This is a genomic window from Streptomyces venezuelae, assembly GCF_008642295.1.
Lineage (GTDB): Bacteria > Actinomycetota > Actinomycetes > Streptomycetales > Streptomycetaceae > Streptomyces > Streptomyces venezuelae_C.
The window spans coordinates 1090225-1111233 of the sequence record NZ_CP029190.1 but is presented as its reverse complement, the minus strand read 5'-3'; the positions used below and the strand labels follow the sequence as shown (position 1 = coordinate 1111233).

The following is a 21009-nucleotide window of genomic DNA, read 5'->3' as shown; positions in this document are numbered from 1 at the left end:
TGGTCACCGTCAGTGAGCAGGTGAGGGCAGCGTGCTCCGAATTGGTGACGCAATGTGTCGCGGCAGCCACACCTCCGGTAGATGAGGCCGCGGTCTCCAGTAGTACGCATGGGGATCGCCTCCAGGAGGCGGAGGGAAGGTCGACACCTCCAGTCTCGTGCGACCACCTGCGACCACCACGGCTGTCACATCGCTGTGACCAGCGAGTTTCCCTTGTCGGTGAGCCAAGGGCGGCGGCTAGTCACTGGCTCCGCTCGCCATGCCGGCACCGGAGGCGCCGACGAGCGTGTTGGGCGCGAGCATCGCCGTCCGCTGCACAGCGGTTCAGTCTTCTGCCGTCGTAGACGGTGCTGTCCGGCGTGCTCGGATTTTGCGAAGAACCTGCTCCAGCGGTTCGCTGGGGTCCAAGCGGTGCACTTGGACCCCATCTATCTCCTCGGTCTCGATTTTCCGGAAGTCGACCAGTTCCTCGATGGATACAGGTGCGGCCGCGAAATACTCGTTGAGTTTCCGGACGCGATCGAACCCTGGCGCCCCTTCGCGAGTGAGGCGTTCGACGATGGCGGCCAGATCGATCTCGGGGCTGCTGTCGCTCCATGTCTTGGCGCTGAAGGGGCCTCGTGGCGCACGTTACCGAGACCTGCGACCCGGACACACCGATCACCATCACACCTGGTCACCGGGTGAGATGATGATCGGTACCCGGCTGGTGGGTGGCCGCCGGGCATAGGAGGGGCGAGTGGCTGGGGACAGAATCCGCGCGCTGGTGGATGTCGGCTGGGCTGTGGCGGATCTGCTGCGGGGCAGCACAATGGCCAATCAGAGGCGTAAGGTGATCCTCTCGTTCACCTTGCTGCACCGGATGGACTGCCTGCGTCGGCATGAGTCAGACCTGCGACTGAGAGTGACGGACGCAGAAGGGGAGAGCAGTCTTGCGACCCCCGCCCCGGACGCGGCGACGGCCGGAATGGACGGGACCGCCGGTGCGCCGGACACCTCGGACGGCCTCGGCGGATTGCTCACTACAGTTGACGAGACGCCATCGGATGGCGAGTCGCTCCTCGCCGAAGCGCTGGAGCGCTTTGTACGGGGCTTCTCCGCCGATGTCGTGGACGCGCTGGACGCGTTCGAATTCGCATCCATGGTAAGGCGGTTGGCGAAGGCAGGTGTGCTGCACCAGGTGGTGTCCCGGTTTGCCGAGCTCGATCTGAGTCCTGATGTCGTCTCCGACCAGGAGATGGGGCGGGAGTACGAGGAACTGGTCCGGCGTCTCATCGACGAGGCGCCGGAGGCATCGGGCGAGCACACGAGCCCTCAGGACGTGACCGCGCTGGCTGTAAGGCTGCTGCTCGGCCCGGACGTGGCGACGTTGGACCGGGCGGGTCGGCCGATCGCCGTCCATGACCCGTGCTGCGGCACCGGAGGCATGTTCACCACCGTCGAGGACTTTCTGCGTGGCATGGGCAGTCTCGCCGAAGTGCAGGTCTTCGGCCAGGAGATCAATGCGGAGAGTCGTGCGATGGCCCGTTCCGCACGCATGATGAGAGGCGCGGATCCGACGGGCATCCTGTCCGGCGACGTTCTCAGCGACGACCGGTACCGCGGCGAGAAGTTTGACTACTTGCTGTCGAACCCGCCGTGGGGCGTCGACTGGCGCAGGTCGCGGGACGAAGTGAAGCGCGAGGCCGAGGAGTCGGGTCCCGCCGGGCGCTTCGGTGCTGGACTGCCCCGTGTCAGTGACGGTTCCTGGCTGTTCGTGCAGCACATGGTCGCCCATATGCGGCCTCCGGCCGAAGGCGGTGCGCGGGCGGCCCTTCTGTTTCCCGCCCTGTTGCTGAACCGGGGCGGTACCGGCTCGGACGAGTCGAAGATCCGGCAGTGGCTACTGAAGAACGACCTGCTGGAGGGCGTGGTCGCCCTGCCCGCGCATCTGTTCACCAACACCGGTATCCCTGCGTGTCTCTGGCTGCTGTCCAACCGCAAGCCGCCTCGACTGCGAGGCAAAGTCATCGCGTTGGACGCGCGGGGGCACTTCGCGACACTGCGCGGGCCCTTGGGCCGTAAGCGGCACTATCTAACCGACCAGAACATCGCCCGCCTCGCGGAGCGCTACGAAGCCGCCTACGGCGGCACCTCGGACGAGGGGCAGGAAGCTGGCGGCGAGGACGGGGCTTTGTTGCTCGACGTGGACTCTTTCGCCTACCAGGAGGTCACGGTTGACCAGCCGCTCCGGCAGTACTTCACGGTGAATCCCGCCACCGTTACCGATGCCGGATCATGGAGGAAGCCAGCCCGATTCGCCGGGGCGGACGCCTTGGTGGCCGCTCTCCGCGCATTGAGTGGTCAGACCTGGACCACCTGGTCCGCCTTCGAGGGCGCGTTCTCGACAGCACTGAAGAACAAGGGTCTGCCGACGGAGCTCCCGCCCGCGTTGTGGCGCAGAGTACGTCAGGCCGTGGCCGAATCGGCTCCGGAGGGCGAATTCCAGAAGGATGCGCGGGGACTTCCGCTGCCGGATCCCGAGCTACGTCACAAGGTGAGGCTGCCTCTGGGACAAGACGTGAGCAAGTTCATCGAGCAGAAGATTGCGCCCGAGTACCCGAATGTGTTGCGTGGCCAGGTCGGCATCGAGATCGGCTATGCCCTGCCTCAGGCCCCGTTCCTGGCCGTCGGTCCTGACACGGGTTTCGGGCCGCTCTCCACGGTGGCACGGCGCATAGCGAACGGCTCACCGGGCAGAAGGGCCATGGAGGGTTTGCCCCTGCTGCGCGGCAGAGACCTCCAGGTGGTGGTGACCGCAGCGGATCTCACTGAGGCTCCCCGGCCGGGGCAGGCCGTGGCCGCCTGCGCCGGCGGTGACGTGGTGGGATTGGGAGGCAACTGGCGCCTGTTGCCTGCGGAGTTCGGGGACGCCGTGACCGCTCTGACCGTGCTGCGTCCGATCGGCAACAGCGGGCGCGCTCTGTGCGAATGGATGCGGACCCGGGCGAGCGAAGAGGACGGCCCGTACTCGCGTGTGGCCATGAACTCGCCGGTGCCCGTCGAGCTGATCAAGGACCCCGAGTTCAACGCACATCTGGATGATCTCGACCATGGCAAGGCGGCTCTGGCCAGTACGACATCCAGGATCCTGCCGAACGTGTTCCACGGCGTGCAGGCTGGCCTCGACGAGATGCGCCGCGCGGCCAAGGCCTCCGGGTACGAGGCGCTCATCATCGAGGAGCTCGTCCAGCCGCTCGGGGATCCGGTCCGACGGGCCGAGTGGACCTATCCGTACCACGTGGCGGCACTGGCCCGGCAGTACCGCATCGCCACGACGCTGGCCCATCGCAAGGATGCTCTCCTGAAACTCGCGGAGGGAGTGGCTCGTTGTGTCGGGGTGCTTGCCGTCGCGGTCCAGATTCACCGGGACCAGGGCTTCATCGACACCCTCCGCAGGAACAGGTCCCTCTCACAGGGTGGCGCGACCTTCGGAACGTGGGAGAAACAGATCGAAGCCCTGGTCAAGGCCGGGCCTATCCCCGAACTTCCGGAGCTGGAAGGCGCTTTGGACCCCGGCGGTGTGCTCGGAACGCTGCGCGAACTGCGCGGGATGAGGAACGATTCGAGCCACGCAAGCAGAGTGCAGCCGGAACACAAGCTGGAGCGGGAGGTCGACGCTCTGCAGCCACTGGTTGTGGCGGCCCTGGAATCGGTGGGCTGGCTGTCCGCCCTTCGCTGGGAGCTGGTCGACACCTGCGCGTACACCGGCAACGGCGGATTCACCCTGATCGGGCGGCGCCTCCAAGGAAGCCATCCTGACTGGGAGCCCTTCGAGCGCTCGTTCCCCACCACTCTTGACCCGGACCGCATCTACGTGGAAGGACCCTCGTCCCCCCGGCCGTTGCCCTTGTGGCCCGTCGCTCGGGCGGAGGTCTGCGAGGACTGCGACGCGCGGGAGCTGTTCCTGTTCCACAAGTTCGACAGGACGAGCGGGGACATCACACTGCGCTGCGGCAGGGACCACAAGTTTCCCCGGGACGACGCCTGAAGGTTGTCCTACCCGCCATGATGTGGGCTTGATCTGGTCAATCGTACGATCAGAGGTCCGGGAGCTCCGGGTATGGCTGCTAAGTACGGTCGCACTGAATCGTGCCCTGACTGTCATCCGTCGTGGTCAGGCGCAGTCGATCGCCTTGGCAGTTGCTCGGCGTGGGTGTCGAGTAGCGGCTTGAGGGTTCGGTAGTAGGGGGGCGCGCCCCGTGCATCCGTCTGCCTGAGCCAGTGGCAGACGTTATGCCGTTGTCGGCTCCAGACGGGGTTCTGGGGTCGCAGGTCCACAGCCCGTCGGGAGAGAAGATCTGCTACGCCCTTGCCCATGCCGGTGCCGATGAGGAACTCGAACAGGTCGGCTATCTCGGGGTCGGCCTGGTGGCAGTAGGTGAGGAAGCGGGCAGCCTCCTCCGCCGTCCAGATGCGTCGTTTCGGTGCGGTCGGCCGGCGCAGGACCGGGGGAGAGGCGGGGTTGTGGGGGAGGCGGTGTTGGCGGACGGCGTCGCCGAGGGCGCTGGAGAGGGTGGCCAGGCAGCGGTAGAGGGTGGTGCGGCCGCGGCCGGCGGCGAGCTGGCAGGTGACGAAGGCGGAGATGTGCCGGTGGGCGAGCTGGTCGAGCTTGAGGGTACCGAAGGCGGGGATGAGGTCGTTGCGGACGTAGTCGCGGTAGCGGGCCATGGTGGTGGGCTTCAGCACCAGGGTCTTCGCCGCCAGCCAGGCGTTGAGGTAGGCGGCGACGGTCTGGCTGGGGTCGGCGTTGTATCCGCCGGCTTCGCCCTCGAGGAGCCGGCCCAGAGCGTGCTCGGCGGCGTCCTGGCTGCGGAACCCGCCGCGCCGGACGGTGGTGCGGTGGCGGCCTGGGGTGGGGCGTCGACGGCGAAGTTCCAGGTGCCGTGCTGGCTGTCGGTGGTCAGGTGGGGGCAGTGGGTGCCGAGCTGGTGGTGCTGGGGGTCTCTGCAGCCGCAGCGGCGGTAGATCCGGCCGCGGCCGACGCTGGTACGCATGGGGATCGCCTCCGGGAGGCGAGGGTGGGGGTGTGGATGTTTTCAGCGTGCGACCACAGGGGACCACCACGCCTCCCAGAGCCTCCTGACCAGCCCGTCGCCCTTGGCAGAGCGCCAAGGGCCGCGCCTTGACCTAGCTTCGGAGACGCCCAGCAGATTCTTCGCCTCCTGGTGGTCCAGCAGCGGCAAGCCGTTGACCAGCGGAGACATTGGTTTTGGGGCCGCAGGTTCGAGGTCTGGCCCGGGGATGGTCCGGATCTTGGCGGTGCCGGGTCCCGAGAGGGGCGATCGCCCCGTCATGGATGCCGGGCGACAGCGAAGAGTGCCGGTGACCACGTCGGTCGTCAGCGGCTGCGGCAGGCGTTGCAGGCCATGGGACTTCCGGGTCCGTAGCGGTGAATCGGGGTGACGCAGATTATGCAGCGATGCCGACGGGCTGCTCAGGCCTCGACGTCGATGCCGTAGTCGGTGGCCAGGCCGGCCAGTCCGGTGTCGTAGCCCTGCCCGACGGCGCGAGCCTTCCACCCGCCGGAGTGCCGGTAGAGCTCCATCGCGACGGTGACCGTCTCGCCCGATGCGAAGGGCTCCGGCTGGAACGACAGGAGGTTTTGGGACAGCTGGGTAGCCTCGGCCCGCCAGGTGGTGTGCTGGTCGAAGACCGCGGTGGGTCGGGCCTCGAGGTCGATACTGACGACGACGGCGATGCTCCTGACGTCATCGGGGACATTGCCCAGGACGGCTGTGACCGTGTCACCGTCGGCTCGTACGCCGTCCTGATGAGGATGGTTGTAGAAGACCAGGTCGTTGTCGTTGCGTACTTTGCCGTTGGTAGCGAGGAGCACTGCAGATACGTCAACGGGCGCTCCGGTGGCAATGATGCGCACGGTGACAGGCGCTGTTCGCAGTGGGGAGTTGCCTCCCTTGGCCAGCTTTTCCTCTCGGACTGCAGGGAGATCGCCTGCAGTCTGGCCCGCGGCCACCGGAGGGCTCGTGTCGGTGAGTGCGCTGATCGCGCTCTGGAAGATCGGCCACCCTTCGGCCTCCTCGCCGGGCCAGGGCCAGGCTATGCGCTGTGCGCCGAACTGCTTGGCGGTAGGCGGTTCACCGAGTGCTTCATGGAGCTGGAGATAGCGAAGGCTCTCCGTGGCCAATCGGCTCAGCTGCCACTGCCGGCGGGACTCGTCCGGGTCGTTCATCCAGGTGTCGTGGGCGAGCGGCTTGCCGCCCAATGCCTCGTAGACCCTGCGTGCGAAGTCGTAGCCGTCGCAGGTCAACAGACGGGTGGGCCGTTGCTGCTCGGCCGCGGCCGGCTCACCAATGGCGGTGTACACGGCACCCAGATCACCGCCGGTCCAGCGGTTGGCCGCAGTGGTGGCGAACTGGGCGAACTGGATCAGGGTGGGCGGACGCCCCTTGGCGGCAACGAACCGGTGATGGGCACGGGCCACGTCTTCCAGCTCGGTGCGCCAGCGCTGCTGGAGGTAAGTGGCGAGGTGCTCCTCAGCCCAAGCGCGGCGGTGCCGGGTCACGATGTCGCGGACGCGCTCGAAGCCCTCACGACGAGTGGAGTAACCGATGCTCGAAGACACTGTGACGTCACCGAAGGGCGTGCCGACCGAGAACCCCTCGTCCCTCGTGATCATTTCCTCCGGCCCCAGGTGCCGTTCGGCGGTACGCAGCTCTTCGAACAGGGAGGGGTCGACCGGACAGCCGGCGGTCTGGAGTGCGGCGAGGGAATGCCTGTAGTAGTCGGCGACACCTGACAATGAAGTGCGGGAGGAGGGGCCCTCGCAGACGAACCAAGCGGTGAGAGCAACCCCGTGCCAGAACTCCACTGCAGGGCCGAAGGTGTCTGCCATCAGCTGGTGAGGTCGCGGGTTGCTCACGATGCTGCGGGAATGGCGCTGAAGTGTCATGGTGTCCCACAACCGGTCGACGCGTTCGTTCACGGCAGCGGGCAGGATGTCCCGGTACAACTGGGGAGTGGAACCCTGGTCGTTCCCGGACTGTGTCATGAGTTCCTCGTCGACCAATCCCCACAATGACCGCATACCCGGGGCTTGAACGGCGTGTGCCTGGTCGAAAGCCACCCACCACTCACGCAGTGTGTCACCGCGTTCCTCAACCGGGGAGAGGGAGGACGTTCCCCCGAGGAAGGCGGTGAGTACCGCGTGTATCTCTTCCTCCGCCACCCCGGACTCAGCCGCCATGGTCGCCGCCTGGGAGGACATGCCGACGTACAGGCGGGGCTCGGGGAGCGTGGTGATGACTTCCTCGTCCGGGTGCGGGGACACCTGGAGGTAGTCCAGTACGGCGAGCCAGTCGCCCGAGAAGTAGCCGGAGACGACAGGTTGCAGGGCCCGGGTCAAGACACGACGCGCCAGGGCCGTCCCGATCTTGGCGGACTTGGCCTTCTTGGTGAAGCCTTCCATCAGGGACTGCACCTGCGTCATGCGATGGCGGGCGACGAGCTGCGACAGGTCGCCGACGGCGAGCGAGTCCAACAGCTCGAGGCGTGCGCGCTGCTGCGCAGCCCGGTCCAACCGGTGCCAGCCGGCCCCGAAACGGAAGCGCGCCAGGACATCGGGAGCCAGACCTAGCCGAGCGAAGCGACTCTCGATCTCGTCCCATAGCTGCTGCTGGTCCTCGGCCGAACCGACCGGGCCTGCTGCCCGTACTCGGACGGGTTCCATCACCGTCTCGAACAACGGGTTCAACAACGCCCACAGCAGCACCGCATCGGCGCTGTCCACGGTGCTGATCCGGGCAGTGTCGTCCGCTGCCACCGTCATCGCGTGAGCCGCGCGTCGGCGCATCAGATGTGGCAGGTTCACCACACCCGCCTTCAGCGACAACTTCTGCGGTAGGTACCAGGCACCCCGACGCTGCTGTTCCTGGACGCCGAACACATCCGTGTACAGGAGTCGCTCCTGCGGCGCGAGCCCCACCAGCTCGACGGTGTCCGATGCCTGAGGGCCCCTACCCTGGGTGACTCTGGCCATCGGCTGCCCGTTGAGTGCGGCCTCCAGGAGTCTTGCGGCCATCCCGTCGAGTTCGGCGAACCGCTGGTCCTGGCCTGCGGCAGTCTCCAGAACGAGAGCCTCGTCCGGGCTCATGCCGGGGGCGTCCCGCCACCATCGCAGCTGATCACTGGCCACCGGTCAGCCTCCTCACGTACTCGACGAACTGCTCGAAGGGCATGGGGGTCACGGAGCTCTGCGCATAAACGGCGTAGCGTTGAGCCATCAGCTGCATCTCCCGCTCGGCTCGTCTCGCCTCCACCCGGTCCAGGTCGTGCACCACACGCTGCTCGACGCGGCCCTGTTCGTACAGCACGAACGCATCCACCCCGGCCGGGCCGGCGCCCGCGGACCCATCACCCCCCTCGCCTTCGGCCTTCTCCGACAGCGATGCGGCATCGATCAGCGGGGCTTCGAGCAACACCGCGGGATCCATGTCGTTGTCCACGCAAATGGCCTCCAGATGTTCCTCGAGGCCCAGTTCCGCGTGGCAGACCACGTCCATGTACTGCTCGCCAGCGGGCACGCCCGCATGCCGCAGGACACGTACGCCACGCCCCACGAACTGGTAGAACTCACCGAAGCTGCCGTAAGGCCGTACCGGCACCACCACGGTGATCGGCGGGAAGTCGTATCCCTGGCCGAGCATCCGAAGCTGCACGATGCCCTGGAGATCACCCGAATCGGACTCGAACCGCCGCCGGGTCGCGGCAATCGCCGACGCCGACATGCTGTGATGCAACGTCCCGCAGGGAATGCCGTGGGCCTCGGCGATCCGAGCGATCTGGCGCGCGTGAGCTTCACCCATCGCCGAGAACAGCACCCGGGGCTTGACCGGAGCGAGCAGCTTGGCCTGCGCATCCAGACACGCTCGCGTCACCGCCATGACCTGGTGGATCGATGCGTCTGACTGCGCGGTGATCCGCGCGATCTTCCTCTCGTCCCCGAGCGCCGCGAGCAGCGCCTCACGGCCCACGATCTCCTCGCGTCGGCCGTCCGGCCACACGGCCTCGTAGACCGTTGTCGCTGCATCCGGGGCGAACCGGTGGACCCGCAGGTTCTTCGCGGAGCCGTCCGCGACGGCGTCCACCAGCCTGTAGCGGTAGACGACGTCGGCGTCGATGGGCTTGCCGTCCAGGCGCTTGAAGCAAGCCGACATGAGCAACGTCCGCGCATGACGGAAGTGAGCGAACAGCCGCTGGTAGGAGTCACTGGCAGCGATGTGTGCCTCGTCCACCACGATGAAGTCGATGTCGTCCGGCGCCAGCTTCGCCAGTAGGTCCCCGGGCTTGTCCCCGGTGCCCAGGGCATGGAAGTTCGTCACCAGAACGTCCGCCGCCAGCAGTCGTTCCCGTGTCACGTGGCTGATCTGCGTCTCGTCTGTGTCCAGCACCAAGGCGTGCGGCGGGCGGGCCCCGGGCAACAAGGGCCCACCCACCAGCCCATACAGGACGTTGCCCGGTACACCGGGGTCGAGGGCCTTGGCGAAGGTGCCGCGGATCACCGAGCCGGGCGTCACTAAGAGAGCACGGCGTCTGGTGAACGAGAGCGCGGCAGCCACGCCGAGCGCGGTCTTGCCGGCTCCGACGGCCATCACGGTCGCTGCGTGGCGGCCACCGGAGGCGTAGTAATTGGCCAGCGCACCCAACGCTTCGTCTTGGCACGCTCTCAGTGGCCCGCGGTCCACCAGGGGCCGGACCCCGTCGAAGTAGGCGGTGCCGGAAGCCTCCAGGCCGTATCGCGGAGGATCGGCGGACCGCATCGGATCGCCCGCCATGTCCGGAACCTCGACGTGTGGCGCGGCGACGACAAAGGGGGAGAGCTCTACGTCGCGGCGGAGCATGGCCTGCAGCTGTGCAACACAGCGACGGGTGTCCAGACGCACGGCATCGTAGGAGAACCGCAGCACGGTCAAACCGGTGGCTGCCAAGTCGTTCTGGCGCAGCCTGTCGTACGTGAACGCGGCGCGGTCACTGTGGAACGCGAATCCGTCCAACTCGATGGCAAGTTGGAGCGAGTCGCCTGCGATGAGGTAGTCCAGCCGGTAGGAGCGCTCGTTGACCGCCACCGGATGCTGGCTGTGCACCCGCGGCACGATGCCCGGTTCGACGGCAGGGGTGAGCACCCACCGGAGGAAGGCCTCCTCCAAATACGAAGCAGAGGGGATCAGCTGGTCAAGGCGAGTGCTCATACCAGTCCCCCCGCGGCACTCTCGGTAGCCAGCGCCTCGGTCTTCTCCAAAAGACGCTCCACCACATCCTCGCCCTGCCTGAAAGGGGCGAGCCTGCGAGCCAGCGCCAACGCTTCGGTGAATGCCCCTTCGCGCTCGAGAAGCGAGATCAGGCGCGGCACGGACGTGACCCTCACAAACGTCTCCGGACGGACGTCCTCGTCGAACGACACCGCCTGTGGTGCGGCCTCCATCAACTGCAGGTCCAGCTCGGCGAAAACCTCGAGCATCTCGAGCCCGGCAGCGTAGGAACGTCGATCGCTCCACAGACGGTCGACCGCACTCTGAAGGACAAAGTGGTAGTCCATGGCCGATCCCGGAAGCTCCAGGGCCTCCCAGACGCTCGCGAGATGTTCCGCGCCCCGTGCGTCGAACGGTACGTGCTGGCTGGCCGGGGTCGCGGAGGTACTCCCCTCAGCGGTCGGCCACATAGGTGTGCTGTACGACTCATCCGGTCGGACGGAGGCGCCGGGTAGCTGATCCCTCACGACACCAGGACTGCCGGTGAAGGCCAAGCCTGGGATCGACGCCATTCGCTCGAACCACGTCCTCAACAGTTCCCACCCTCGTCTTCCGTATACGGCTCAGCAGACACGCCACGCCCCACACAGCACCCATTGTCACAGCAGGTGGGCACGACGGCAGGGCAACTGGCAACTTCCGGCTCGCGTTGCGGTGCTTCGTTTTGATGCGGTGCCACTGAGGGGTCTGATGCAGGTTCGGGTGACAGGTTGAGTCACCCGGCCTGGAGGGCCGGTGTGGTCATGACGGTCTCGAATTCGACGGGGGTCAGTCGGCCGAGTGCGGCTTGCCGACGACGGCGGTGGTAGGTCCGCTCGATCCAGGTCACGATGGCGATCCGCAGTTCCTCGCGGGTGGCCCACTTCCTGCGGTCGAGGACGTTCTTCTGCAGCAGACTGAAGAAGGACTCCATGGCCGCGTTGTCGCCGGCTGCCCCGACCCTCCCTATCGACCCGGCCATCCGGTGGCCGTCGAGCGCCCGGAGGAACTTCCGGGAGCGGAATTGCGATCCGCGATCGGTGTGCAGGACGCATCCGTCGACGTGTTCACGCCGGGCCACGGCGTTGTCCAGGGCGGTCACGGCCAGCCGGGACTTCTCATCCGTGTATCGATGGAGTAGCCCACGATCCTGTTGCTGAAGACATCCTTGATCGCGCAGAGATACAGCTTGCCGTCGCCGGTGGCGTGCTCGGTGATGTCAGCGAGCCACAACCGGTTCGGGCCAGCCGCGGTGAAGTCACGGCGGACGAGATCGTCGTGCACCGGTGGGCCGGCCTTCCTGCCCCGGCCTCGCTTCTTGCCGAACACGCTCCACCAGCGGTTGTCCCGGCAGATCCGCCACGCGGTCCGGTCCGCCATCGCGGCCCCGGTGCTGCGGGCCTCATCGGCCAGGAAGCGGTAGCCGAACTCAGGGTCCTCACGGTGGGCACCGAACAACGCGTTCGCGCGATACGCCTCCTCGACAACAGCGTCGGCCACCGGCTTGTCGAGCCAGCGGTAGTAGGGCTGCCTGGCGAGCTTGAGCACCCGGCACGTCACCGCGACGGGCACCCCGTCCCCGGCCAGCTCCTTCACGAGCGGGTAGATCCTTTTCCCGGCAGATGCGCCTGCGACAGATAGGCCGCGGCCCGGCGCAGGACCTCGTTCTCCTGCTCCAGCAGCTTGATCCGCCGACGCGCCTCCCGCAGCTCCGCGCTCTCCTGGCTGGAGGTCCCGGGCTTGGAGCCGTCGTCGATGTCCGCCCGGCGCATCCACTTCCACAACGTCATCGGATGGACCCCGAAGTCGGTGGCCACCTGCTCAACCGTCACACCCGGGCCGCGTTTCCTCGCAACCCGCACGACGTCCTGACGGAACTCTTCCGGATAAGGCTTGGGCACAGCGACATCCTTCCCACCTGCCCCACAGGGCAAGCCAGTTCAGATGTCACCCGATCGTGCGGCAGACCCGATCGCGGCGTCAGGGCGCGGGTCACCAGATCGGCGAGCTGTTGGTCCACGCGCATGTCCAGGCCGGTTCCGCTGCGCGCCGGTCCGAGATGCTGGACCTGCTGCTGTTGGGGTCCTACGGCGTGGCCGAGACGATCGGCAATGCTGACCGAGGCTAGACGGGCCCCGGATCGCTTGTCGGCGCACTTGTAACTGGGGCAGAGCGACGACCTCCTCTTGGACGCCGTCGCGCAGGCAACATGATCCACCTGTCGTCCGGAGGCAGGCCCTGCGAACTGGGCTCTTCAGTAACATTCTTGGCAGGGCCAGGGATGATGTGTAGATGAGCCATGATGACAGGGTCCGAAAGCTGGGTACGAAGTTCGAGAAGGCGCGATACCCGACGTTCGGCCCGATGCTGTTGGGGATGAGAGTCCAAGGCTTTCGCGGCGTGGCGGACCTGACCCTGGAGTTCAAGTCACCCGTCACGGCCATCTCGGGTCTGAACGGCACCGGGAAGAGTACGGTCGTGCAGCTCGCGGCAGCTGCGTTCCGCCAGCCGACTGACCACCCCTGGCACCGCTACTACGTGGCCTACTTTTTCCCGGTATCTGTGGCTGATCCCGAACCCTTCACCACTGGCGCCCAGGTGCAGTACCTCTACGCTGCGGACAGCGGATTGGGTGTTCAACAGGTCACAGTGACGCGGGCCGTGAAGGAGTGGTCCGGCTACAAGCGGCAGCCTGAGCGGGCCACTTACTACCGCGGCTTCACGCAGTTCATACCGAAGGTTGAGAAGCGTGATCTGTCCATCTACGGCGGGTCCAGTCTGGAGCTGGGAGAGGCGAATCCGCTCGACGCGACGGCTGCCAACCACGTCGGGCGGATCTTGGCGGTTCCCTACGAACACCTGGGTTTCACCGAAGTGCTGACCACGCAGAAGACGGCGACGCTCGCGATGGCGGGTCGCAGCGGCCGACGCTACTCCGAGAACCACATGGGCACCGGGGAGGGGCGAGTGCTCTACATGGTGAACACCATGGAGACGGCGCCGCCCAAGAGCCTCATTATCCTGGAAGAGCCCGAGACCTCCTTGCACGGCGACGCTCAGGTCCGCCTCGCCAAATATCTTGTCGAGGTGGCCCTGCGGCGTGGGCACCAGATCATCATCACCACGCACAGCTCTGCGATCCTCGGACAGCTAGGCCGCGACTCGGTCGTCTACCTGCGACGCACGCCAACGGGAGACGTGACGGCCACGCACGGGCTCAGTACCTACCAGATCGACTCGCACCTCCAGCGGGAAGGCCGTATCCCTGGCGGTATAACCGTTTGTGTAGAGGATGAGTTCGCGCGCCATCTCGCCACTGAGATCTTCCGCACGGTCGACCCCGACCTTCTCACTGGCTGTTCGTTCCTCACCATCGGAGGCGGTCAGGAGATTCCAAAGGCGGTGAAGTTGCTGCGCGAGGCGAAGGTGCGCGCCGTCGGGCTCAGCGACGGAGACATGCCGCATGACGGGACTGGCGGCGTCCGGACTCTGCCCGGTACCGAACCACCGGAGAAAGAGGTCTTCGCACACCCCGCAGTCAAGAGCCACTTCGCAGACGTGCCGTACTCGATCGACCTGGACGAGGTGCTTGCCGGCGTGGCTGATCACCACGACTACGCCCAGACAGTGGCTGCGCGTCTCATGCTGGACGAAGTCGCGGTAATAAGCGTTGCGTGCCGGACATACGCGGCTGCTCACCAGGCGGGGGACTTCGACGCAGTCGTCGGCTTCGTCCGCAAGGAGGTGGGTGATAGGCGGTAGCTTGCGCCGCTCTGAGCGGCTCACGGAGTGCAGGTGCCGGAACCGATGAACTGGCGGCCATTGGTGTACGCGTTGCGGACGGCGACGGTCCAGCGCGTGTACTTCCAGCTCTTGTTGGTGTTGAACTCCTCCATGAGTTTGCGGCAGAGGGCCTCCTCTACGGCGCCTTTGAGGTTGGACTGAGCAGCGCGGCTGGCAAAACGGTTGTTGGGGTCGTCGGTCCATACGTATGCGGCGTTTTCGACGGGATCGAAGCCAAGATTGATGCCGTCGTGTGTGCTGAGGGGGGTTTCGTTTGTCTCTGGCGTGTTGGCGTTCCAGGTGGCGGTGACGGCTTTGACCGTGGCGTCGGCGACGCGGATCTCTACCTTGTCGCTACTGGGGAGTTCTGCGGTCGCCATGCCGGATTCGTCGCCGTGCCATTGGCCGGCGAGCTCGCTGAAGCAGCCCTTGGTGGCTTCTCCGTAGCCGAGCGCGGCTGCCTCGGGGTCACCGTCGGATGTCTTCCAGTGGATGGAGAAGCGGCCATAGGGCCAGGTGGTGGGGTTGTCCTTGAGCCGGTGGGCGAGGGCCGTGCAGGCGGCCATGTGCCCAGCCCGGCGAAATGCCTCCTGGTAGTTCTCGGGAAGCTGGGGGACCGGTCCGCCGGTCACGATCACTGTCTGCGCGCGCAGGTTGAACGTGATCGTGGGCTTCATGAAGTCCATGTCCTTGGTGGCCAGCATGGATGTCATGTGGTCGCGGATCGCCTGCTCGGCGTCCTGTTCCTGGGGAGTGCTGGCGTGCGTGCTGGTCCGCCATGTGTCGGGGTGCGGCTGGGACTCGTCACCGGCTCGGGTGTAGGCGGGGTGGGGCACTCCTGCCAGTGGATCCATGGGGACCTTGATGGTTCGTGGATCGACCGGATCCACGGTCCTGATTTCGCCCGTAGTGGCGGAAGCCGTGGCTGCGGCAGGTCTGCCGGAGGGCGCTGCAGAGCTGACCGTGCCCTTTGAGTTGGCGTCCTGGTAAACCTGGCCCTTGGAGTCGAAGGCCACGATGCCGCCCGCGACGGCAGCGCCGGTGGCCGCCGCGGCAACGAGGACGATGAGCGTGCGCTTGCGGGCCGACGCGGCAGGAGCCTGCCAGGCGGGGTCCTCCGCGCCGGGCACGTGCCACTCGGTGGCCACGAAGTCGCGGACCGTGGTCGGTTCCAGCCCTGAGTCGACGGTAAGTACCTGGGTTGCCTGAGCGGAGAGGAGGTGGGCACACTCCTCCGCTGCCGAGGAGGAGGTGATCCGCTCGCCGGGATTTTTCGTGAGTGCTTTCTCCACGGTTCCGCGCAGTCCCTCGGGTAGGCCGTCGAGGTCTGGTTCGGCGGACATGATGCGGTAGGCGACCACGTCGGGGGATCCTGTGCCGAACGGCAGGCGGCCGGTGGCGGCGTATGCGACGAGAGCTCCCCAGGCGAACACGTCGCCTTCGGGGCCAGCGGTGCCGGTGCGGTAGTGCTCGGGGCTGATCCATCCAGGGGTGCCAGTCGTCACGCCGGTTCGCGTGACGGACGTGCCGTCCGCGGCGTGGGCGATGCCGAAGTCCAGTACGCGGGGCCCGGCGGGGTTGAGGATGACGTTCTGCGGTTTGACGTCCCGGTGGACGACGCCGGCGGCATGGATGGCCGCGAGGGCCTGGGCGGTGCCAGTGGCGAAGGCGTAGAGGGTGCCGCCGGTGAGCGGACCGTGGGCGGTCAGGTGCTGGTTGAGGGTCGGGCCTGGGATGTAGGTGGTGGCCAGCCACGGGGTCTCGGCGTCAGGTTCGGCCGAGAGCAGGGGTACGAGGCACGGCCCTTGGACGCGGGCGGATAGCTGGACCTCACGGCGAAAGCGGGCGCGGAACTCGGGGTCCTCAGCCTGCGCAGCGTTGACGACCTTGACGGCGACCCGCCGTCCAGTCGAATCGAGGCCCGCGTGAACTGTACCCATGCCGCCCGAGCCAAGGCGGCCGATGATCCGGTAAGGGCCGACCCGCTTAGGGTCACCAGAACGAGCAGGCTGCACCCGCCCGCCAGTGCGAGCACTGCTCACAGGACGTCCGTTCCTCTTCTGCGATGGAGCGCGATGAGGCTGGACGCACCCATCAGAAGAGTCCCCCAAGCCTGGAAACTGGATGGTATCTGCAGACCGCCGCAACGAGGGGTGGCAGCTCGACGATTGGTCGAGGCGGCTACGCCTCACCGACCGTCTGACGGTGGAGCGCGGCCAGGTCGGTGGGGACCAGTTGAGGACCACGCAGGGTGTGCCCGGCATTGTGCGTGGTGACGTGGCGCTCTCGCCGTTCACCTACGCCGACGACATGCATGGCCCCGCGGAGGCCGTCCCAGCTTCGAAGGCGTGGAAGGTGGCCAGGGGAGGCCGTGCGTGGCCAAGGTCGACGGAACCCTGGTCAAGCTGCCCGTCGCCCTCCGGGCTGATCTTTGGCCCACCACAGGAACGCGGCGGCGTGCTGTCGGTTGGCGAAGCCCTCGCCGGCGAGGTCGAGAAGGAGGTCGTTGCTCCACAGGATGAGCCGGCCGCGGGTCCAGTTCACCGACTCGGGGGACGGCAGCTCCAGGCCGTAGACCATCCGCGCGATCTCGCGTTTGCCGCCGGCCTCGGTCGTGTATTTCAGGATCGTCAGGAAGCGGTCGGGGTACGTCACGCAGAGGACCCTCGTGAGGAGGGCTTCCTTGAAGCCGGTCATGGCGAACGGCTTGGTGCCGGACAGCAGGTGCTCAAGCCGGTCTTCGAGCGGCACGTCGGAAGGTCCGTGCAGGAGGTACTCGATCGTCTGGCGGGTCGCCTTCCCAGCCGCGGCGTCGCCCATGTCGTTCCATGCGGAGTTGAAGGTGGCCTGATTGCCGGGGCGGGCTCCGACCTCGGAGTTGGCGAAGTCCTTGAGGGTTCTGGGGTCGCAGGTCCACAGCCCGTCCGCGGAGAAGACCTGCTGGTACTTCGACCAGTAGGCCGCCACGGCGGGGTCGAGGTCCGGTTTGACAGCGAGGTACTGCTCCTTCAGCCGGGTCACGACCTCCAACTGCTCGCGATCGACATCGTCGGCGTTCGGGAAACGGGCCTTGAGGTCTTGGAAGGAGCGGAGCGGGTCCCTCTGCGGGGAGGTGGGCTCCTTGTGCTCCCATTCATAACCGCACCGGTGTTTTACGAGCCGACGTCCGCCGTCGAACGTGCGGACCACCACGATGTCGTCATCGTCGCTGCACAGTGGACACAAGGCCAACGTCATGGCGACCCCCGATTTGTCGGTGCTTGTGCCCCACTTCGAGCCAATGCACTCTCCGGCCAAGAGCCGCATTCTCGCATTCAGGCAGGGCAGGCGGGGTGCGATCTCCAGCACGCCGGCGGATCTCGACTTCACTGGCCTGGACGGCAATTCCGCGCCGCAACGCCTGGTGTCCGGTTCGTGCAACGAGGCGGCAGTGCACGGAGCGTGGGCTTCGGAGGACATGGTGGTGGTGAAGCCGAAGGCGACGCGGTACCCGGCACCGATCAGTCGGTCAGCCGGCACACCCGGTCGTCATCCGTCACCTCGTAGACGTCGATGCGCAGGAGCTGTCGGACGTGGGCCGGGACGCGTGCGGCGGCCTTGAGGGAGGACGACGGCACGACGAGGGCGTAGCGCGTGTGCGGGTCCTGGCTCGTCATGCGGCGCAGCAGTTGGCCATAGGCGATGTCGGCGTCGATGCCTTTCTCGCTGGTGCGGCCCTTGGCCTCGCAGATCAGCCGTTCCCAGCCGCGTACGGCTTCCAGGTCGGTCCACCGGTCCGTGGGATCGACGGGTGTCCAGCCTTGGGCCAGTAGCCATGTGCGGAAGGTGTCGGTGACCCGGTCCTCGTCACTGGTGCGGGCCAGGATCTTCTTCAGTGCCGCCAGGTCGGCCGCTTCGTTGCGGCGCAGTCGTCCGCGGCCGTCCGAATTGAGGTCGGCGGGGCGGATGAGGACCAGGCGCAGCCCGTGCGCGGGGATCTGTTCATCGCGCCGGGCGTCGTACAGTGCGCGCTGCTCGCCGCGGTGGACACCGCTGACGGTGAGGCGATTCGGCTTGTCAAAGTGGGGCATCGGCTGGTCGTGCTGAAGTTCGCGGTACTCGATCACCAGCTGATGGCCCGGCCAGTAGGCGTCGACCGGCAGTTGGACTCGTCGGCCGCCTGATCCTGGATCTCCGAGCAGCCAGTCGAACCTGTGCTGCGTCAGGGCGTTCTCCCCGAGGATCCGCTCGCACAACCCAACGACATACGCCTCATCGCTGCCATCTCTCGTTGCCATGACCGAGCATCCTGCCACCACCCATGGACCAGCAGCACCGGGCTGGCGAAACCCAGAGCCTCGCCGTGCAGAAGACCGGCAACGACAAGCACCCGGGCGCCGTCCGTGACGGGGGGCGGGCCCGAGGGCCGAGTGGCGCCCCTTGGGGACCAGTTGGGGACCAGCGCCCACGTCGGTGGGAGCACGGCAGGTACGTATGTGCACGCTGTGCGCCCCCAGATTGAGGCATATGTTGCGAAATTTCCTCCGACCCATCGATCTGGGGGTCAAGGGGTCGCAGGTTCAAATCCTGTCGTCCCGACCACGCGGAAACGCAGGTCGGAGGCCGTTCTCTCATCCATGGGAGAACGGCCTTTCGTGCGTCCGGTGAACGGATCGTCAGGACCGCCCCTCGTACGGGTCGTTGTTGTCGGTGCATCACGTACTGCGCTGGTCGTGGGTGTCCTGGCGGAGCCGGTGGGTGTGGCTGGTGAGGGCGTCGATGCGGTCGGCGAGCTCGGCGTGCTCGGGCCTCAGGTGGGCCCGGGTGTCGCTCAGGGGGCCGACGAGCCGGGCGGCGTCATTGTCGGCGAGGGCCAGGTTGAGGTCGCCGATGGCGTCCTGCGCGCTGGTCGGGAGGCCGGTGAGGGCGGTGATCTGGCCGGCGAGGCGGCGCAGGTCGGCGGCGTTGTCGCGGGCCCAGGCGGTCACGGTGCGTTCGGCGGCGCGGGTGTCGCGGGTGGCCTGGACCCGTTCTTCGCCGGTGCTTCCGGCCTTGCCGGGGCGCAGTCGCAGGTAGCGGCGCTCGGCGGCCTGGCGGCTGGCGACTCCGAGCGGGGCGGCGAGTTCGGCCCAGCTGGCGCCCTGGCCGCGGGCGGTTTCGATCAGGCCGGATTCCCAGCCGGCGAGCTGTTCGCGGACCTCGCGCAGCATCAGCAGTGCGGCCAGGGCCGGGTGCGGGCCGGTGTCTGGCGCTGCTGAAGGCGTTCCCGTGGAGGGTTGCTGCGCCTCTTTGACGGCTTGGTTGATGGTCTCCAGCGCCGCGGCGGCGGCAAGAAACGTGACGGGCGGGGTCGGCTCTGCGGACTCGTTCACGACAGTCTCCTCGTGTCATCCTCTAGGTGACATCCTGCTTGTCATCGTTTCGATGACATGTTACAACGGGAGCACGTTGAAGCGCATTGGCAGTTTCTGCCTGAACCAACTGGAGGTGTTTCGCGATGTTGATGCGCACCGACCCGTTCCGCGAGATGGACCGGATCGTTCAGCAGCTCTCCGGAGCGTCCGGCACATGGTCGAAGCCGTCCGTGATGCCGATGGACGCCTACCGCCAGGGCGACGTGTACGTGATCGCCTTCGACCTCCCCGGCGTCAGCACCGAGGCCATCGACATCGACGTCGAGCGGAACATGCTGACCGTGAAGGCCGAGCGCCGGCCCGCGGAGAAGACCGGCGGCGTGCAGATGGAGCTCTCCGAGCGGCCCCTGGGCGTCTTCTCCCGCCAGATCATGCTCGCCGACACCCTCGACACCGAGCACATCGAAGCCGAGTACGAAGCCGGTGTCCTCACCCTGCGGATCCCGATCGCCGAACGCGCCAAGCCGCGGAAGATCAGCATCGGCGGCTCGTCCGACCGCAAGCAGATCTCCGGCTGAACGGGCCGTCGCCGGCGGCGGAGGACGGGGAGTTCGATCCCCCTCCGGCACCCCGTCCTCCGCGCCCTTTTCCTCCGCGCCCCTTTCCTCGCTCCCTCCCCGGAGGTGACGTGACATGCCGATGCGCAGGGACGCGTTTCTGGACCAGGTCCGGGAACGCGGCGAGTACCAGACCCGGGAAGAAGCCGAACGAGCGGCCCGCGTCGTCCTGGCCCTGCTGGGCGCACACCTGGTCGGCACCGTGCGGGCCGAGCTCGCCGCCCGCCTCCCCGAGACCTACGCCCTGATCCTCCTCAACCCCCTGCAGGCCGCCGAACCGCTCTCCCCGGAGCGCTTCGTCCGCGCGACCGCCGCCTGGATCGAAGGAGCCACCGAGCAGACGGCCCTGTGGGACATCGGCGCGGTCCTCTCCACCGTGGCCGCAGCAGCAGGCGACGCCCTCATGCACGAGGTCCTGCTCCAGCTCCCGCCCGGCTATGACCTCCTCTTCGGCCACCCCCAGCCCACCTGACCGACCGACCGGCGGCACCGCCGGGAAACCGAACCCCCGACGAGAAAGGCAACCGCAGCACCATGTACGACCAGCCTCGACCGAACCCGGCCGCACCCGCCATGACGTTCGAGCAGATGCTGGAACGCGTGCACTACGAAGGCGCCTACCCCACCCGCGAAGGCGCCGAGGAAGCCGTCCGTACCGTCCTCGCCGCCCTCGGCCGGCAACTCGTCGGCGACGAACGCGTCGACCTCGCACAGTGCCTGCCCGTCGAAGCCGCCCTGGTCCTGACCGCCCAGATCCCCGAAACCGAACAGCTCACCGGCTGGGGCTTCGTCAAGGACCTGGCCGCCCGCAACGACACCAGCCCGGCCATCGCCCGCTGGGACACCGGCGCCGTACTCGCCGTCGTCACCCGCCTCGCCGGCCCCGACCTCCTCGCCCGCATCCTCCACCAGCTCCCCACCGGATACGCCCTCCTCTTCGGCCGGGCCGAACTGCGCCGGCCCCAGCCCGCCGCCTGATCCGCTGCCGCC

General features: G+C 67.2%; 13 protein-coding genes and 1 pseudogene. 5 read left to right on the top strand and 9 right to left on the bottom strand.

All coding sequences use genetic code 11. From position 1 onward, the window contains the following. Positions 1-739: 739 nt before the first annotated feature. Positions 740-4030, top strand: a complete 3291-nt coding sequence (locus tag DEJ50_RS04960; protein WP_150206284.1) for an N-6 DNA methylase — start codon at positions 740-742, stop codon at positions 4028-4030. A gap of 113 nt (positions 4031-4143) precedes the next feature. Here DEJ50_RS04960 and xerC read toward each other — a convergent pair whose 3' ends face one another. From xerC to DEJ50_RS04935, 5 genes and pseudogenes are all read right to left on the bottom strand, one after another. Beyond that, positions 4144-5103 (bottom strand): tyrosine recombinase XerC, encoded by a 960-nt coding sequence (gene xerC, locus DEJ50_RS34450; RefSeq protein ID WP_223838071.1) that lies wholly within the window; start codon positions 5101-5103, stop codon positions 4144-4146. A 373-nt stretch (positions 5104-5476) separates the two neighbouring features. Continuing rightward, the gene (locus DEJ50_RS04950) at positions 5477-8194 is read right to left on the bottom strand and encodes a TerD family protein (RefSeq protein ID WP_150206282.1); all 2718 of its coding nucleotides are present in this window, start codon (positions 8192-8194) and stop codon (positions 5477-5479) included. Continuing rightward, the gene (locus DEJ50_RS04945) at positions 8184-10247 is read right to left on the bottom strand and encodes a DEAD/DEAH box helicase family protein (protein ID WP_150206281.1); all 2064 of its coding nucleotides are present in this window, start codon (positions 10245-10247) and stop codon (positions 8184-8186) included. The genes DEJ50_RS04950 and DEJ50_RS04945 overlap by 11 nt, the downstream gene beginning before the upstream one ends. Further along, on the bottom strand, positions 10244-10594 hold the full coding sequence (locus DEJ50_RS34445) for a hypothetical protein (RefSeq protein WP_223837602.1): 351 nt from the start codon (positions 10592-10594) through the stop codon (positions 10244-10246). Before DEJ50_RS34445 ends, DEJ50_RS04945 begins: the two co-directional genes overlap by 4 nt. A gap of 428 nt (positions 10595-11022) precedes the next feature. After that, positions 11023-12187, bottom strand: a pseudogene (locus tag DEJ50_RS04935) (IS3 family transposase). 391 nt (positions 12188-12578) lie between these two features. Between DEJ50_RS04935 and DEJ50_RS04930 the strand changes: the two are divergent. After that, on the top strand, positions 12579-14048 hold the full coding sequence (locus DEJ50_RS04930; protein WP_150206278.1) for an ATP-dependent nuclease: 1470 nt from the start codon (positions 12579-12581) through the stop codon (positions 14046-14048). Between the two features lie 20 nt (positions 14049-14068). On the opposite strand, the gene DEJ50_RS04925 is transcribed toward DEJ50_RS04930, so the two are convergent. From DEJ50_RS04925 to DEJ50_RS04910, 4 genes are all read right to left on the bottom strand, one after another. Next, positions 14069-16009: a serine/threonine protein kinase gene (locus DEJ50_RS04925; RefSeq protein WP_411757576.1), complete on the bottom strand. Its 1941-nt coding sequence runs from the start codon at positions 16007-16009 to the stop codon at positions 14069-14071. 460 nt (positions 16010-16469) lie between these two features. Continuing rightward, positions 16470-17417 (bottom strand): hypothetical protein, encoded by a 948-nt coding sequence (locus tag DEJ50_RS04920; protein WP_223837601.1) that lies wholly within the window; start codon positions 17415-17417, stop codon positions 16470-16472. Positions 17418-17569: 152 nt separating this feature from the next. Continuing rightward, entirely contained in the window at positions 17570-18346 is a 777-nt protein-coding gene (locus DEJ50_RS04915) for a hypothetical protein (protein ID WP_150206276.1), read from the bottom strand. Positions 18347-18763: 417 nt separating this feature from the next. Next, positions 18764-19420, bottom strand: a complete 657-nt coding sequence (locus DEJ50_RS04910) for an HSP18 transcriptional regulator (protein WP_150206275.1) — start codon at positions 19418-19420, stop codon at positions 18764-18766. Positions 19421-19545: 125 nt separating this feature from the next. Between DEJ50_RS04910 and DEJ50_RS04905 the strand changes: the two genes are divergently transcribed. The 3 genes from DEJ50_RS04905 (at position 19546) to DEJ50_RS04895 (ending at position 20997) form a co-directional block, all read left to right on the top strand. Next, a complete protein-coding gene (locus tag DEJ50_RS04905; RefSeq protein WP_150206273.1) occupies positions 19546-19980 on the top strand; it encodes an Hsp20/alpha crystallin family protein in 435 nt (144 codons plus the stop codon). A 115-nt stretch (positions 19981-20095) separates the two neighbouring features. After that, positions 20096-20491: a DUF2267 domain-containing protein gene (locus DEJ50_RS04900; protein ID WP_150206272.1), complete on the top strand. Its 396-nt coding sequence runs from the start codon at positions 20096-20098 to the stop codon at positions 20489-20491. Between the two features lie 62 nt (positions 20492-20553). After that, entirely contained in the window at positions 20554-20997 is a 444-nt protein-coding gene (locus DEJ50_RS04895; RefSeq protein ID WP_150206270.1) for a DUF2267 domain-containing protein, read from the top strand. The last annotated feature ends 12 nt before the right edge of the window (positions 20998-21009 follow it).